The following is a 14,336-nucleotide window of genomic DNA, read 5'->3' on the forward strand; positions in this document are numbered from 1 at the left end:
CCGAGACCCGGGCCCGCGCGATGGGATGGGGATCATGTCGATCCCCGTGTGGCTCCGCGATCAGACGCCCGTGCAGGGCACCCCGTTCGAATCCGGGGCGCGACACGACGTCGTGATCGTCGGCGCGGGACTCACCGGCCTGTCCACCGCGGTCATGCTCGCCGAGGCCGGCGTCGACGTCGCGGTGGTCGACGCGGGCGCCGTGGGAGAGGGCGCGACCGCGGCGTCGGTCGGCATGGCATCCGTCCTCCAGGGCACGACGCTCGCGATGCTGCGGAAGCACCACCCGGCGAGTCTGGTGCGGGCGTACGTCGACGCCAACCGCGCCGGCCTCGACTGGCTCGCCGAGCGCGCCGGGGCCTCCGCCGACCGCCGCACCGCCTTCACGTTCGGTCGAGGTCTGGCCGCCGATCCCGCCCTCGACGCCGTGCGCGACGCGGCGCTCGAGGCGGGCCTGCCGCTGCGCGAAGACGCCCCCGCCGACCTCGGCGGTCGCACCCCCGTGCGCGCCCTCGCCCTCGATGAACAATTGGCCCTCGATCCCGCGCAGATGGCTCGCGCCCTCGCCCGCACCGCGGTCGACGCGGGCGCCGCTTTGCACACCGGGGTGCGCGTCACCGACGTGCGGGCGCTGCCGACCGGCCGCATCGAGACCGCGCACGGCGCCCTGCGCGGCGACACGGTCGTGCTCGCCACCGGCACGCCGATCACCCGCCGCGGCCTGTACGACCTCAAGACCCGCGCCCTGCGGTCGTGGGCGATCGCCTTCGAGCTCGAGGGGGAGGCCGAGGCCCCCGGCGGGATGTGGAGCGAGGTCGGCGTCGACGGCCGCAGCGTCGTGGCCGCACCGTCGTCGTTCGGGCGTCCCGCTCTCATCGTGACCGGGGCACGGCATCCGGTCGGGTCGGCGTCGTCGGAGGTCGCGCTCGCCGAGGGGCTCGCCGCCTGGGCGCGTCGCACGCTGCCGGTCGGCGCCGAGATCGCTCGCTGGTCGGGGCAGGATTATCAGTCGCACAACCTCGTGCCGTTCGTGGGCGGGATGCCGCGCGGCCTCGGCCGTCTGAGATTCGCGACCGGATACGCCGGGTGGGGCATGACCAACGCCCCGGCCGCGGCGATGAGGCTGAGCGCGGAGATCCGCGGGGTCGCGCGCAGCGAACGTCCGGAGTGGATGCGGACGATCGGCACGCGGCTGACCGTTCCGGCCGATCTCGGTCGCGGGATCGGCGAGGCCGCGCGGCGCGCGCGGGTCACGGCCACCGCTCTCGCCGGCGCTGCACCGGCCCCGACGAAGAGGCCCGCCGAGGGCGCCGGGCTCGTCGCCCGGCAGGGGCTGCGCACCGCCGCCGTCTCGACCATCGACGGCCGCACGCGCGCCGTCACCGCACCGGCCCCGCTGACGTGGAACGACGCCGAGCGCACGTGGGACAGCCCCGTCGACGGATCGCGCTACGCACCCGACGGCGCGCGGGTGGAGGGCGCGGCATCCGCCGACCTGGGCGTGGCCACCCGGAGCTGAGGCGCGCCGGCCCGCGGCCGTGATGTCGGCGGGCGGTGCAGAACTCCTGCAGGATCGGGGGTCGAGATCGCAGGAGTCGTGCCCCGCGGCGGTCAGCTCTTCGCGCCGGTGAGCGCGAGCGCGCCGCCGAGGCCGATCATCATGACGCCGCCGGTTCCCGACAGCGCGGACAGCCGCTTCGGGGAACGCGCGAACCAGGCTCGCGCGGTACCCGCGGCGAGGGCCCAGGTGCTGTCGCAGATCAGCGCGAGCACCTGGAAGATGAGACCGAGCACGAGCAGCTGCGACCACACCGCTCCCGCGTGCGGGTCGACGAACTGCGGCAGCACCGCGACGAAGAACGCGATCGTCTTGGGGTTGGTGACCCCGACGACGAAGCCCTGCCGCAGCAGCGTCCACCTCGATCGCGCGGCGGGCGGCGCGGCCGACAGGTGTGCGTGGCGGTGGCGGATCGCCTGGATGCCGAGCCACACGAGGTAGATCGCCCCCACGATCTTCAGCACCGTGAAGGCCACGATCGACGAGGCGACGATCGCGCCGACCCCGAAGGCCGTCGCGAGGATCGCCGGGATGTTGCCGATCGCGTTGCCGACGACGCTGAGCACTCCCGCGCGGCGCCCGAGGGCGATCGACCGGCCGATGACGAAGAGCACTCCGGGGCCGGGAATGACGATGAGCACGAGGGATGCCAGGACGAACGCGGGCAGGGTGGCGAGCGGAGGCATGGGGGAAGGGTACTGCCGATGGGGATCGCACGCGGACGCTGCCGAAAGGCTCCCGGGGCGGGGAACGGCCGTCAGCCGGTCGAGGTCGGGGCGGCGGCGAAAGCTCACACAGCCTCGGCCCCGCCGTGAGACAAACGTTCGCGGGAGGTAAGGCGGGCAACGACTCCGGCGAAACCTCGACTGCCTACCGTCGAGGCATGCTCACATCGAACTCGTCGTCCGGTCGTCTTGTCGTGGTCGGTGCGGGAATGGTGGCGCACCGCTTCGTTGCGCAGCTTTCCTGAGTGGCGTGCTCGTCTTTCGCGCAGCGGCAAGGGCGGCCGGCGAGAAGGCGCCTTAAAGGGCACCCTGCTCGGCAGTGCCCGCGGGGATCGGAGTCAGGAACTCCACGGCGACGGGAGCCGCGACGAGGTCGGCGATGGCGGCGCGCAGCGCCTGGGTGCCGGGGCTGACGTCGTGCGCGTCGAGGTCGGCCCGGCTCGCCCACTTCTCGACCATCACGACGCGACCGTCCTCGGCGCCGTTCAGGGTGTAGTAAATGCAGCCCGGCTCCTCGTGGATCGCGGGCAAGCAGGCGCGCAGCGCATCAACGAGCGCCGACTCCTTACCGGGAAGGGGTGTGAAGACGGCGGTCACGACGACAGCGGACATGATGTTCCCTTTCTGAAAGCGGACGGTGGGGGCGCCGACGACGCGTCGGGCTCAGATGACGGTGCGCAGCGGCGAGGCGGTGAGCGGAGGAGTGCTGCTGCCGCGCGGCACGAATTCGGCGTCGACCGCGATGGCTCGCGGCTCCTGGGTCGCTGTACCACGGAGGCGGCTGAGCACTATCTCGAGCGCGTGTACGGCCAGCATGTCCACGGGGGGACGCACGACCGAGAGCGGGGGCGTCATGACCTCGGTCCAGGGGTTGTCGTCGAAGACGATGATCGACATTTCGTCGGGGATCGAGGTGCCCGCGTCCCGCAGTCGACGCAAGGCGTTGCGCACCTGCGCGGTGTTCGCGACGACGAGAGCGGTGGGCGGCTCAGGCAGGTTCAGGAGCATGCCGACCGCGTCGCTGCCCGCATCGCCGCGGAAGCTGACGCCCTGGACGAGCTCGGGGGCCACCGGCACGTCGTAGTCGGCGAGTGCCGCGCGGTAGCCCTCGGCCCGCTCTCGTCCGGTGCTCGTGGTCAGGGGGCCGGAGATCAGCCCGATGCGTCGATGCCCCTGCTGGAGGAGGTGCTCGGTCGCGACGCGGGCCGATTCGACGTTGCCGATGCCCACATGGTCGACTCCGAGCCCCTCGATCCATCGGTCGACGAAGGTCAGGTGGATCCCCAGATCGTGCAGCCTCGCCCATTTGTCGGCGTTGGCACCTGTCGGCGTCGCGATGACGGCGGCGACCGACCGGTCTTGAAGTCGGTCGAGGATCTCACGCTCGAGCTGCGCGTCTTCCTGCGTGGTCATGAGCACGATCTGAGACCCGGACGAGCGAGCCTCCCACACGATGCGATCGGCGAGGCGGGCGAAGAAGGGATTGGCGAGGTCGGTCAGGATGAGGCCGATGGTGGCGGCGCCCGTGACGAGGCTCCGTGCGGCGGCGCGCGGGCGGAAGCCCAGCTCCTCGATCGTCCCCAACACGCGTTCACGGGTCTGAGGGGCGACCGGTCCAGTGCCCTCGTTGATGACACGGGAGACGACGGCGACCGAGACGCCGGCCTCGCGGGCCACGTCTCGGATGGTAGGCGGCTTCTTCATCGAGTGCCCCTTCGTGTGGTGTCGATGCTATCCATCAGCGCCGCCGGGGCCAGAGGAAATGGTCACCGAGCCTTCCTCGCCGAGTCGCTTGACACCATCGTAAACCCAGTGGTACAAAAATGGAACCGTTTTACTAAACGCCTCGACAACGCCGTCGGTTCATCCGCTCGACGCTGTCCCACGTCGCTACGAAAGAAGTCCGGATGAACCTCCACCACCTGCTCTCCCAGCGTGAGGCCGAAGGCAAGCCGATCCGCGTCGGCCTCATCGGCGCCGGTCGCTTCGGCACCATGTACCTCGCTCAGGCGCGCAATATCCCCGGTATCCACGTCGTCGGCGTGGCCGACATCAACGTGGCGCGCGGACGCGGCGCCTTCGATCTGGCCACCTGGCCCGCGGACCTCGTGGTGGACTCGGTCGAGACCGCCCTGCGCGACGGAACGACCGCCGTCATCCCCTCGGCCGCCGACCTCTTCCGCCCCGAGATCGACGTCATCGTCGAAGCCACCGGCAATCCCATCGTCGGCATCCAGCACGCCCTACAGGCCATCGAGACCGGCCAGCACGTCATGATGGTGACCGTCGAGGCCGACGCGCTCGCCGGACCCGCCCTCGCCGCCCGCGCGGCCAAGGCCGGAGTCGTCTACTCCATGGCCTTCGGCGACCAGCCCGCGCTCATCATGGAGCTCGTCGACTGGGCGCGCACCTCCGGTTTCGACGTCGTCTGCGCGGGCAAGGGAGCCAAGTACCTGCCGCACTACCACGAAATGAATCCCGATAACGTTTGGGAGAACTGGGAGTTCTCGAAGGAGCTCACCGACTCGGGGCAGCTCAACCCCTACATGCACACCTCGTTCCGCGACGGCACGAAGGCCGCCATTGAGATGGCCGCCGTCGCCAACGCGGCATCGCTCGTGCCGTCCGACGAGGGACTCACCTTCACCCCGGGCGATGTGGAGGAGATCGCGACGATCTGTCGTCCGTCCGAGGTCGGCGGCGTCCTGGCGCACGAAGGGACCGTCGACGTCATGTCGAGCGTGACCCGCGACGGAGAGCGCATCCCGCACAACACGCAGGAGGGCGTATTCGTCGTCGTGAAGGCGACCAACGCCTACGTCGCCGACTGCTTCGTCGAATACCCGTGGCACCCGGACCCGACCGGCCAATACGCGGCGCTCTACCGCCCGTACCACTACGTCGGACTCGAGCTCAACATCTCGATCGCGAACGCCGTGCTCCGCGGCGTCGCCACCGGAGCCCCCGTCGGCTTCTTCGCCGACGTCGTGGCCTGCGCCAAGAAGGATCTCCGAGCCGGAGAGTTCCTCGACGGCGAGGGCGGCTACACCGTCTGGGGCAAGCTCGTCTCCGCCAAGCGCTCCATGGCGACCCACGCTCTGCCCGTGGCCCTCGCCCACCACGTCGAACTCGTCAACGACGTCCCCAAGGGCGGGATCGTCAACTGGGACGACGTGAAGATGGACGACTCGCTCACGACCGCGCTCGAACTGCGCCGTGAGACGGAGGCCATGTTCGTCGCCGAGTGATCCCCGACCATCCCGAATCCTCACCTCTCGCAGGACCCCTCCTTCCGAAGATGAAAGGCACCACCATGTCCCGCACCACGCTCCGCACCTCGGCGGTCGTCGCCGCAGCGGTCGTCGCCGTCGGTCTCGCCGGCTGCTCCGCCACACCCGACGGCTCCCCCGCCGGGGGCGCCGACGGCGCCGCCGCCATCACCTCGCTGGTCCAGACCGACGAGGTCACCGCCTACGACGACGTCCTCGACAGCCTCGGCGCACCCGAGGTCCCCGATGGAGCTACCGTCTGCTACGTGACCCGCACACTGTCGAACGAGTACTGGTCGTTCGTCGCCGACGGCGTCAAGAAGCGCGCTGAGGAGCTCGGCATGAAGTCGCAGATCTTCGCGGTCAACGACGAGTCTTCTATCACCGAACAGCTCGACAAGGCCAAAAGCGCCCTCAACCAGAACTGCAGCATCCTGCTCGCGTCGCCCATCTCGGCGACCGGTCTCGATTCGGTGTTCTCCGAGGCCCTCGCCAAGGGCGTTCCGGTGGCCGTCCTCAACGACGCCAAGGGAACACTGCCCGGTGTGGTGTACTCCGGCCCCGACGCGCTCATCACGGGCGAGACCGCGGCCGATTACCTGGCGCAGAAGCTGCCCGACGGCGGAGAAGTCGCCATGGTCGAGGGCGACCCCGGAAGCTCGAACGCGCTGAACCGCGGTCAGGGCTTCAAGAACGGACTCGAGAAGCACCCGAACCTCAGCCTGGTGGCTTCGCAGACCGCGAACTGGGACCAGACCAAGGCACAGGACATCGCTACGGCGATGCTGACCGCCAACCCGAACATCGCGGCCTTCTACGTGCAGAACGACGGCATGGCCTTCGGCGTGGCGACCGCCATCGAGCGCGCGGGCAAGACCGGTCAGATCCTGCTCGTCGGCACCGACGGCATCCCACAGGCGAAGACCGAGATCCAGGACGGCAACCTCACCGCGACCGTGTCGCAGAAGCCGGGTGTCGAGGGCGCCGCGGGCGTCGACGCCGGTCTCTGGTTGCTCGCAGGCAAAGAGGTCCCCGCGTGGATCGAGGTGCCCGCGTTCATCATCGACTCGGAGAACGTGTCCGAGTACGCCACGGGCATGCCCTGACCGACATCGGGATCACCGGTTCGTACGACGAAGTAGAGAGCGATCGATTCATGAAACCCCTTCTCGACATCGACGGGATCGCGAAGAGCTTTCCCGGGGTGCGTGCCCTCGACAGCGTGACCTTCCACGTGGACGCAGGGGAGATCTGCACTATCGCCGGCGAGAACGGCGCGGGCAAGAGCACACTGCTGGGAATCCTCGGCGGCGCGCTCACCCCCGACAGCGGATCGATCACCATCGGCGGCGTCCGGCGCGAGGAGTACTCCCCGCGCCGGGCGCTGGCCGACGGCATCGTCATCGCCCAGCAGGAGCCCGCCGTGGTGCCGCAGCTGACGGTTGCCCAGAACGTCCTCCTCGGGCGTGGCCGCGCGGACCGCAAGCGCGCGAAAGCTGCCGTCGAAGGGGTGCTCGCGGACATGCTCCTCATGGGCTTCCCCGTGACGGCGTCCGCGAAGGTGGCGACATTGAGCCCTGCCGAACGGCAGGCCATGGCCATCGCTCGCTCCTTCGCGTTCGACGCCCGCATCATCGCGCTCGACGAACCCACGACGAGCATGCTCGAGCACAACGCGGTCCAGGTGCTGGAGCGCGTCCGCGAGATCGTCGCCGAAAGGCAGATCGCGGTGCTCTTCGTCTCGCACAAGATGCCCGAGGTCATGCGCGTCTCGGACAGCGTCGTCGTGCTGCGCGACGGGCGCACGGCGTTCCGCTCGACCATCGCCGAAACGGACGACAAGGAGATCGTGCAGAAGATGGTCGGCCGCGAGTTGCTCTCCTTCACAAGGGAGCACCCGGTCAAGCCGGACGCACCCGTGCACTTCTCGGCGAGGGGCGTACAGCACCCCCGCCATCCCGCGCCCCTCGACCTCGAGGTGCGCCGCGGCGAGGTCGTCGGCATCGCCGGCCTGGTCGGCTCCGGCCGCACCGAGTTCCTCCGGGCTGTCATCCGTGCCGACTCGGGCTGCTCGGGCTCGGTCTCCATCGGCGGCACGCCCGCCCGCATCGTCGATCCCCACACCAGCCGCAGCGCCGGTATCGCCTTCATCCCCGAGGAGCGCAAGCGTCAGGGTCTCGCCCTACAGATCCCCGCCTACGCCAACATCGCCATGACTGCCGACCGGCAGTTCTCGAAGTACGGGCCACTGGTCAGCAAGCGTCGCCAGATCGCCGTGGCGACCGAGCAGACCCAGAGCATGTCGTTGCGGCCGGACAACGTGCGTCTGAACGCGCGCCAGTTCTCCGGCGGCAACCAGCAGAAGGTCGTCATCGCCAAGTGGACCTGGCGCGGCGCGACCACTTACCTCTTCGACGAGCCGACGAAGGGTGTTGACGTGGGAGGCCGCGTCGAGATCTACCGGCTCATCGACAAGCTGGCCTCGGAGGGCAACGCGATCATCGTCGTATCCTCCGATCTCCCCGAGGTCATCTCCCTGAGCGACCGCGTGCTCGTCATGCGCGCGGGCGCTTTCGCCGGCTCCTTCAGCGGCGACGCCATCACCGAACAGAACTTGGTAGCGAGCGCCATGGGCGTCGCAGAAGGACAGGAATGAGCACCTCAGCACCCCGGCGCGAGCGCCGCCGGATCAACGTCCAGGAGGTCGGCATCTACGGAGCCGCCGTCCTGATCTTCGCCATCTTCGGCATCCTCAACGCCAACTTCCTCACGCCGGGCAACCTGCGCGACATCGCCGTCGCAGCGAGCATCAACGCGATCATCGGCCTCGGCGTCACCTTCGTGATCATCACCGGCGGCATCGATCTGTCGGTCGGCTCGATCGCGAGCGTCGTGGGCATTATCTCAGCCACGCTGATGACCGCGAACGGTGTGGCGCCAATTCTCGCCCTCATCATCGGCATCACCGCGGGTATCGCGTGCGGCGTCGTCAACGGGCTGCTCATCACGAGGCTCAAGCTGCCGCCCTTCATCGCGACCCTCGGCACCATGAGCATCTTCCAGGGTCTCGCCTACGTCACCACCGACGGCAAGCCCGTGTACAACATCCCCCAGGAGTTCATCCTCCTGCTGAACAGCTACATCGGCGGAGTCCCCGTCATGGTCGTCATCGTCGCGGTCGTCGGCGTGCTGTGCTGGTTGCTGCTGCGCCGCACCGTGTTCGGCGAGAACGTCATCGCCGTCGGCGGGAGCGAGGAGACCGCCTGGCTCTCGGGTATCCGCGTCAACCGCATCAAGGTCATGGTCTACGGACTCTCCGGCGGTCTCGCCGGTCTCGCCGGACTCGTGCTCGTCGCCCGCATCAACGCCGCGCAGACCGAAGGCGGCAGCCCGTACCTGCTGACCGCGATCGCTGCCGCAGTCATCGGCGGCGCGAACCTCATGGGTGGAGAAGGACGTATCGCCGGCACCCTCGTCGGCGCCCTCATCCTCGGGGCCCTGACCAACGGCCTGGTCCTGTTGAACGTGCCCAGCTTCTACGAGCAGATCGTCACCGGTTCGGTCGTCGTCATCGCTGTGGCTCTGGACCAGGGGGCGAAGGGGTGGCCGATCCTCAAGCGGGGCACGGGCCCCGCTACGCCCGTGGCCGGCGAGCCCGCGCCCGCGGCCACCGAGGCGAAGTGATCTCCCACCTCGAGGGGTCCCGCATCGTCGTCACCGGCGCCGCGGGGCTCATCGGCCGGGCGACCGTCGCGCACCTCGTCGCGGCGGGCGCCCGGGTGGTCGGCTTCGACGTGGTGGGGGCCGTCTCGATGGAGGGCGTCGAGTGGGTCACGGGCGATGTGACAGACGAGGGTGCGTTGCGCTTCGCCTTCACTGACGCCGACGCGGTGGTCCACCTCGGCGGAATTGCGGGGATGGACGTCACCGACGACATCACGACCTATCGAGTCAACACGGTCGGAACCTACGCGGCGTTCTCGGTTGCGGCGTCTCTCGACGTCGCCAAGGTCGTCTACGCCTCCAGCATCAACGCCAGCGGTCTGCCGCTCGGCCGTTTGCGGGCGCCATCGCGGCTCCCGTACGACGAAACCGAGACCCCCGCGTTCGGCGACAGCTACTCCCTGTCGAAAGACGCCAACGAGCAGGCCGCCCGCATGGCCCACGCGACGTGGGGGCTGCACCTGACCGGGTTGCGCTTCCCCCTCGTTCGCGACGTCACCCTCGATGGCGGTCGCCGTTTCGCGAAACATGTCCGCGACGCTCTCGACGAGCAGGCGGTCCGTCAGGCCTACGAGGGATGGAGCTACCTCGACGTCTCGGATGCGGCTCGCGCGATCGAGGCCGCTCTGCTGAGAGACACCCCGCCCGCTCCGGGCATCCTGGTCGCCGCGCCCCTCACCTACCTGTCGGAGGACACCGCGTCGGCTGCGGCGGCCGTCGTCCCCGATGTCCCCGTCGCGGGTCTCGTGGGACGCGCGGTCGGCCTCGATCTTTCTCGGGCGCGGGAACTGCTCGGTTTCGAGGCGCGCGTGGCGTTCGAGGATGCCGGACCGGATCTGTTGCAGAGCGTGGCGCGATGAGCGCGGAGTCATCGACGGAGATCGGCCTCTGCGGGCTCGGTCCGATGGGTATGCCGATCGCCCTCCGCCTCGCGGACGCGGGCGCCAATCTGGTCGTGTGGAACAGGACGCCGGGGAAGACGGGAGACGTGGTCGCGGTCGGCGCCGTCGCCGGGAAGCATCCCGCCGATGCCGCGCGGGCCGTGACGCTCACGGTCCTGCCCGACCTGCCCCAGGTCGAAGAGCTGGTCTTCCGGCCCGACGGTCTTCTCGCCGGATGGCGGGATCGGGGGGTCGCATCGCCCATCCTCGTCGTGCACGGCACGGTATCGCCCGTCGCCGTGTCCGTGTTCGCCGAGCGGATGCGCGTCGAACACGGGGTGAGCGTCGTTGACGCCCCCATGAGCGGCGGCACCGTCGGCGCGACCCGGGGCACGCTCAGCCTCATGGTCGGGGGAGATCCGACCGCTGTGTCGAAGGTGCTGCCCGTCTTCGAGACCTACGGCCGCACGATCCGCGTCTTCGGCCCCTCGGGAACGGGGGCGCTCGCCAAGCTGTGCAACCAGGTCGTCGTCGCCTCCACCGTCACCGCCGTCTCGGAGGCCCTGGTGCTCGCGCGTCGAGCGGGTCTGGACCAGGTCGCCCTCGTGGAGATTCTGTCCGGGGGGCTGGCGGCATCCGAGGTGCTGACGCAGAAAGCGTCGAAATGGCTGGCGGACGATTACGTCGAGGGAGGGAGCGCCCGGAACCAGCTGAAAGACCTGCGTTTCGTCGCCGAGGCGGCCCGGGCGAACGGCATCGATCTTCCCGTCGCCGCCGTGGTCGAGGCGCTTTTCGCCGAGATGGTCGCATCGGGGGCCGGCGACCTCGACCACACCGGCATCATCCGCACCCTCGACTCCCGCTCCGCTTCCCACGCCGGAGGCGCGGTCTCCCTCGCCTCGAACACGGAAGACGCTCACCCGTGACTCTTGACTTCGACATCGTCGACGCGCACCAGCATCTCGCCCGTCTCGACCTCGGATACCCCTGGCTCGGACCCGACGCGCCGATCGACCGCTATCACGGAGATGACCGCGCTCTGCGTCGGAACTACTCGGTCGCCGACTACCGCGCGGACATCGCGAGCCTCCCGATCGTCGCATCCGTCCACATCGAGAACGGGGCGGGTGATCCGTTCGTCGAGGCCCGATGGATTGACGAGGTGATCTCGGCGTACTCGCCGCTGCCCGCCGCACAGGTCGCCAGGGCCGACCTCTCGGCGACGGGGGCGGAGGAGGTGCTGGAGAAGCTCGCGCAGATCCCGTCTGTTCGCGGTATCCGTCACATCCTCAACTGGCATCCGAATCCGCGTTTCACACACACCGACCGACCGGGGATCATGGGCGAACCGGCTTGGCGCGCGGCCTTCGCCCGACTCGAACCCCTCGGCTTGTCGTTCGACCTGCAGGTGTTCTCCCCCCAGCTCGTCGAGGCGGCCGAGCTTGCCCGAGACTTCGCGGGGACGAGGATCGTGCTCGATCACCTCGGCATGCCCCCGGGCCGGGACGAACAGACGCTGGCCGAGTGGGGGCACGGAATGGCCGCCATCGCTGCGTGCCCCAACGTCGTCGTAAAAGTCTCCGCCATCGGCACGATCGATCAGCACTGGTCGGTCGCGTCCCTGCGCGAGGTCGTCGCGCCCACGCTCGACCTGTTCGGCCCCGAGAGGGTGATGTTCGCCAGCAACTTTCCGGTCGACGGGCTCTACTCGACGATGACCGATCTGTACGTCGCGTTCGACGAGCTCACCTCGTCCTTCGACCGATCGGAGCGGGAGGCGATGTTTGCCGGCACGGCCCAGAGCTTCTACCGACTCCCGCCTTTCGTGGCCGCCGGGTCATCTGTCGGGGACTGAGGGCGCAGAACTGCCGTCCCAGCGAAACCCTTGCCTCGTCGGGGCCGGATTTGCGCTCGTGCCTTCTGCGTGCCGAGGGCAACCGGTTCTGCGTCATTGATATCAGCGAACGCTGACCCAGGATCGCTCATCGGTTGCCTGGCGTCATCGCCAGCGTGGCCGCGGCGATGACTCCGATGCGGAGCAGTTGGTACCCGTCGGCTGACCCGCGAGGCGTTCGTCGTCGGTCGGAACGGAGCCGAGAACAATCACCCGATTCACCCCCAAAGCAGCGCACATCGCGACGACCGCGAACGCGTCGGTCGTGCCCCGGGCGACGACGCAGTCGCTCTCCGCCAGCGAACGCACGATCAGGCCGCGATCGCGCGGCTCGTGGCGCTGTCGTCGCCGCGTTACGGCGACCGCGTGGTGGTGTCGTACGCCGACCCGCAGGTCGCGCTGATTCAGCTGCTCACGAAGGATGCCACGGCGACGGTGACGTGGGTACGAGAGATCCTGGGCGACTTCGCCGGTGCCGGGGACAACGCGCGCTCGATGCGCGAAACCGTCGCGGCCTGCTACGCCGCCGACAAGAAAGCGGTGCGGACGGCTGAGCAGCTCGGCGTCCACCGCAACACGGTGCGCCAGCGCGTAGACCGGTTCGAGGCCTCGGTGGGAGCGCGGGGAGTCGATCCCCTGCAGGTGGCTCGCCCTGCGGATCCACGACGACCTCTCCCTCGACGGCGGGTGATCCGCGGCCCTCGTGACGGGGGCCACCGAGTGTTACGGTTCGCGTCGCCCTCGATCGCTCGAGCTCGCGGCATCCCGTAGCTTCATCTCACCAACCCCCTCCGAAGGCAGGTGAAGCCATGTCCCGCACGATCTCGTCGACAGTCCACCCGATCCAGCGCTGCATGGCAGCCTCGAACCCCTCGGCGTGGTGGGACGGTCTTGTGGTCGACGCCGGTGGCGCGACGGTTACCGTCGCACTGTTGAACGGTGCAATCGCGCAGCTGCGCGTGGTCGGCCCCGCGATCGACATCGCGGTGGGGGAGCCGGTGGCGTATCACCCGATCGCAGAGCTGCTCAGCGCGGCGGCGATCACGACCACCGCGCGCGCGGCCTGATCTCCGGGGCGGCGGCGGAATGACTCAGGACGAGCGAGAGCGTTCTCCCGCCGTCCTGATTTTCATCCTCGTTCTGGTGGTTTTCGCGGTGATCGTCGTGGTGACGTCCGGAGTGCTCGCGACGGTCTTCGATCCGGCGTGACTCAGGCGCTCATCGAGGCCATCATGGCCTCGCACTTCATGACCATGTCGTCGCAGGCCATCGCGCAGTAGCGGCACATCTCGTCCATGTCGGCGTGGGCGCGGCACTCTTCGGCGCAGGCCTTGCCCATGGTCGTGCAGGCGGTCATCATGGCGCGCATCACGTCCATGTTCATCCCGGCGGGACGCATCATCATGTGCATCGTCGCCTGAGCCATCTCGACCATGTTCGAGCACATGGCGCAGCACGTCGCCATATCGGGGCCGTGCATCATGTCGCTGCCGGCGCACATCGCCGCGGCCATCGCGCACGCGTTCAAGGACTGCATGCATTCCTGCATGGCATCCATGTCCATGCTCATCTCGCCCATGTCCATCGACTTCATCATGGCCATCGTGTCCATTGCTTCTCCCGAGTGCTCGTTGTGACGGAGGGACCGGATGCCGCGGAGGGACTCCGGCGTACCCGCGATGGTACGCGGGGGCGCCGTCGCGGGACAGCGCTCGCAGCAGGTTGATCGGTTGCTGGTAAGGCGTCGCGCCTGTGGTCGGCCGTGCATAACTTCAGTGATTCGCGCATTGTCAGTGGCGAGGGCCGGATGCCGGCTGAGGTTGTGCAGATCGCGGAGGTAGTGCCCACGGGCTACGAGTCGCGCCGGTGGCTGGCCGTGCATAACCTCAGTGATTCGCGCATTGTCAGTGGCGAGGGGCGGATGCCGGCTGAGGTTGTGCGGATCGCTGAGGTTGTGCCCGCGGGCTATGCAACGCGCCGGAACCTCGGCCCCGAGTACCCGTCGCGCTCGACCGTTCCCAGGAACATCTCCACCGGACGCACCCAGTACGAGTAGTCGTCGTACAGCTTGCGATACGAGATGAAGACCTCTTCGGTCTCGGAGTGCCGAGCGAGGCCGAACACCTCGTACCGCTGGCCTTTGAAGTGCTCGTAGATGCCGGGTTCGATCGTCACGGGATCCTTCCTTCTCGGCGCGGTCGAGCGTTGCGCGTCTCGCGCTGTCGATGCCGGAGTTTCTCGCGCGTGACCTACGGGAGGGGATGCGCGGCAGTTCTGCGCGCGTAA

Annotated in this window: 17 protein-coding genes; 11 read left to right on the forward strand and 6 right to left on the reverse strand. The window is 69.0% G+C overall.

Annotation, left to right across the window (positions count from 1 at the left end):
* Positions 1–34: 34 nt before the first annotated feature.
* Positions 35–1,519 carry an FAD-dependent oxidoreductase gene (locus AB1K56_RS11235; RefSeq protein ID WP_371205695.1) on the forward strand — a complete coding sequence of 495 codons (1,485 nt, stop codon included), beginning with the start codon at positions 35–37 and terminating at the stop codon, positions 1,517–1,519.
* Positions 1,520–1,611: 92 nt separating this feature from the next.
* Here AB1K56_RS11235 and AB1K56_RS11240 read toward each other — a convergent pair whose 3' ends face one another.
* The 3 genes from AB1K56_RS11240 to AB1K56_RS11250 all read right to left on the reverse strand — a co-directional run bounded on the left by AB1K56_RS11240 (position 1,612) and on the right by AB1K56_RS11250 (position 3,987).
* Positions 1,612–2,244: a LysE family translocator gene (locus AB1K56_RS11240; protein ID WP_371205696.1), complete on the reverse strand. Its 633-nt coding sequence runs from the start codon at positions 2,242–2,244 to the stop codon at positions 1,612–1,614.
* Positions 2,245–2,580: 336 nt separating this feature from the next.
* Positions 2,581–2,895: a putative quinol monooxygenase gene (locus AB1K56_RS11245; protein ID WP_371205697.1), complete on the reverse strand. Its 315-nt coding sequence runs from the start codon at positions 2,893–2,895 to the stop codon at positions 2,581–2,583.
* Between the two features lie 51 nt (positions 2,896–2,946).
* Positions 2,947–3,987 (reverse strand): LacI family DNA-binding transcriptional regulator, encoded by a 1,041-nt coding sequence (locus AB1K56_RS11250; RefSeq protein WP_371205698.1) that lies wholly within the window; start codon positions 3,985–3,987, stop codon positions 2,947–2,949.
* Positions 3,988–4,190: 203 nt separating this feature from the next.
* Here AB1K56_RS11250 and AB1K56_RS11255 point away from each other — a divergent pair, with 203 nt between their 5' ends.
* From AB1K56_RS11255 to AB1K56_RS11285, 7 genes are all read left to right on the forward strand, one after another.
* On the forward strand, positions 4,191–5,531 hold the full coding sequence (locus AB1K56_RS11255; RefSeq protein ID WP_371205699.1) for an NAD(P)H-dependent oxidoreductase: 1,341 nt from the start codon (positions 4,191–4,193) through the stop codon (positions 5,529–5,531).
* A gap of 65 nt (positions 5,532–5,596) precedes the next feature.
* Positions 5,597–6,658, forward strand: a complete 1,062-nt coding sequence (locus tag AB1K56_RS11260; protein ID WP_371205700.1) for a substrate-binding domain-containing protein — start codon at positions 5,597–5,599, stop codon at positions 6,656–6,658.
* 50 nt (positions 6,659–6,708) lie between these two features.
* Positions 6,709–8,208: a sugar ABC transporter ATP-binding protein gene (locus AB1K56_RS11265; RefSeq protein WP_371205701.1), complete on the forward strand. Its 1,500-nt coding sequence runs from the start codon at positions 6,709–6,711 to the stop codon at positions 8,206–8,208.
* Positions 8,205–9,236: an ABC transporter permease gene (locus tag AB1K56_RS11270; RefSeq protein ID WP_371205702.1), complete on the forward strand. Its 1,032-nt coding sequence runs from the start codon at positions 8,205–8,207 to the stop codon at positions 9,234–9,236. Before AB1K56_RS11265 ends, AB1K56_RS11270 begins: the two co-directional genes overlap by 4 nt.
* Positions 9,233–10,135 carry an NAD-dependent epimerase/dehydratase family protein gene (locus tag AB1K56_RS11275; RefSeq protein WP_371205703.1) on the forward strand — a complete coding sequence of 301 codons (903 nt, stop codon included), beginning with the start codon at positions 9,233–9,235 and terminating at the stop codon, positions 10,133–10,135. Before AB1K56_RS11270 ends, AB1K56_RS11275 begins: the two co-directional genes overlap by 4 nt.
* Positions 10,132–11,082, forward strand: a complete 951-nt coding sequence (locus AB1K56_RS11280; protein ID WP_371205704.1) for an NAD(P)-dependent oxidoreductase — start codon at positions 10,132–10,134, stop codon at positions 11,080–11,082. The genes AB1K56_RS11275 and AB1K56_RS11280 overlap by 4 nt, the downstream gene beginning before the upstream one ends.
* Complete coding sequence (locus AB1K56_RS11285) at positions 11,079–12,011, forward strand: amidohydrolase (RefSeq protein WP_371205705.1); 933 nt, start codon at positions 11,079–11,081, stop codon at positions 12,009–12,011. The genes AB1K56_RS11280 and AB1K56_RS11285 overlap by 4 nt, the downstream gene beginning before the upstream one ends.
* Positions 12,012–12,155: 144 nt before the next feature.
* Here AB1K56_RS11285 and AB1K56_RS11290 read toward each other — a convergent pair whose 3' ends face one another.
* Entirely contained in the window at positions 12,156–12,620 is a 465-nt protein-coding gene (locus AB1K56_RS11290) for a hypothetical protein (protein WP_371205787.1), read from the reverse strand.
* Between AB1K56_RS11290 and AB1K56_RS11295 the strand changes: the two genes are divergently transcribed.
* From AB1K56_RS11295 to AB1K56_RS11305, 3 genes are read left to right on the forward strand one after another with little or no spacing between them, the layout of a single operon-like run.
* A complete protein-coding gene (locus AB1K56_RS11295; RefSeq protein ID WP_371205786.1) occupies positions 12,546–12,821 on the forward strand; it encodes a helix-turn-helix domain-containing protein in 276 nt (91 codons plus the stop codon). The two genes, AB1K56_RS11290 and AB1K56_RS11295, sit on opposite strands and share 75 nt — an antisense overlap.
* Positions 12,822–12,859: 38 nt before the next feature.
* Positions 12,860–13,117, forward strand: coding sequence for a nuclease (locus AB1K56_RS11300; RefSeq protein ID WP_371205706.1), 258 nt, complete (start codon positions 12,860–12,862; stop codon positions 13,115–13,117).
* Between the two features lie 19 nt (positions 13,118–13,136).
* Positions 13,137–13,259, forward strand: coding sequence for a hypothetical protein (locus tag AB1K56_RS11305; protein WP_371205707.1), 123 nt, complete (start codon positions 13,137–13,139; stop codon positions 13,257–13,259).
* Between the two features lies 1 nt (position 13,260).
* Here AB1K56_RS11305 and AB1K56_RS11310 read toward each other — a convergent pair whose 3' ends face one another.
* Positions 13,261–13,662 (reverse strand): aldehyde dehydrogenase, encoded by a 402-nt coding sequence (locus tag AB1K56_RS11310; RefSeq protein WP_371205708.1) that lies wholly within the window; start codon positions 13,660–13,662, stop codon positions 13,261–13,263.
* A 353-nt stretch (positions 13,663–14,015) separates the two neighbouring features.
* The gene (locus tag AB1K56_RS11315) at positions 14,016–14,225 is read right to left on the reverse strand and encodes a DUF1653 domain-containing protein (RefSeq protein WP_371205709.1); all 210 of its coding nucleotides are present in this window, start codon (positions 14,223–14,225) and stop codon (positions 14,016–14,018) included.
* Positions 14,226–14,336: the final 111 nt, after the last annotated feature.

This window comes from Microbacterium sp. BWR-S6Y, from assembly GCF_041379845.1.
Taxonomy (GTDB): domain Bacteria; phylum Actinomycetota; class Actinomycetes; order Actinomycetales; family Microbacteriaceae; genus Microbacterium; species Microbacterium hydrothermale.

Coding starts and splice junctions, on each gene's coding strand:
- AB1K56_RS11235 (WP_371205695.1), top strand. CDS start 35: ATGTCGATCCCCGTGTGGCTCCGCGATCAGACGCCCGTGCAGGGCACC.
- AB1K56_RS11240 (WP_371205696.1), bottom strand. CDS start 2,244: ATGCCTCCGCTCGCCACCCTGCCCGCGTTCGTCCTGGCATCCCTCGTG.
- AB1K56_RS11245 (WP_371205697.1), bottom strand. CDS start 2,895: ATGTCCGCTGTCGTCGTGACCGCCGTCTTCACACCCCTTCCCGGTAAG.
- AB1K56_RS11250 (WP_371205698.1), bottom strand. CDS start 3,987: ATGAAGAAGCCGCCTACCATCCGAGACGTGGCCCGCGAGGCCGGCGTC.
- AB1K56_RS11255 (WP_371205699.1), top strand. CDS start 4,191: ATGAACCTCCACCACCTGCTCTCCCAGCGTGAGGCCGAAGGCAAGCCG.
- AB1K56_RS11260 (WP_371205700.1), top strand. CDS start 5,597: ATGTCCCGCACCACGCTCCGCACCTCGGCGGTCGTCGCCGCAGCGGTC.
- AB1K56_RS11265 (WP_371205701.1), top strand. CDS start 6,709: ATGAAACCCCTTCTCGACATCGACGGGATCGCGAAGAGCTTTCCCGGG.
- AB1K56_RS11270 (WP_371205702.1), top strand. CDS start 8,205: ATGAGCACCTCAGCACCCCGGCGCGAGCGCCGCCGGATCAACGTCCAG.
- AB1K56_RS11280 (WP_371205704.1), top strand. CDS start 10,132: ATGAGCGCGGAGTCATCGACGGAGATCGGCCTCTGCGGGCTCGGTCCG.
- AB1K56_RS11295 (WP_371205786.1), top strand. CDS start 12,546: ATGCGCGAAACCGTCGCGGCCTGCTACGCCGCCGACAAGAAAGCGGTG.
- AB1K56_RS11300 (WP_371205706.1), top strand. CDS start 12,860: ATGTCCCGCACGATCTCGTCGACAGTCCACCCGATCCAGCGCTGCATG.
- AB1K56_RS11305 (WP_371205707.1), top strand. CDS start 13,137: ATGACTCAGGACGAGCGAGAGCGTTCTCCCGCCGTCCTGATTTTCATC.
- AB1K56_RS11310 (WP_371205708.1), bottom strand. CDS start 13,662: ATGGACACGATGGCCATGATGAAGTCGATGGACATGGGCGAGATGAGC.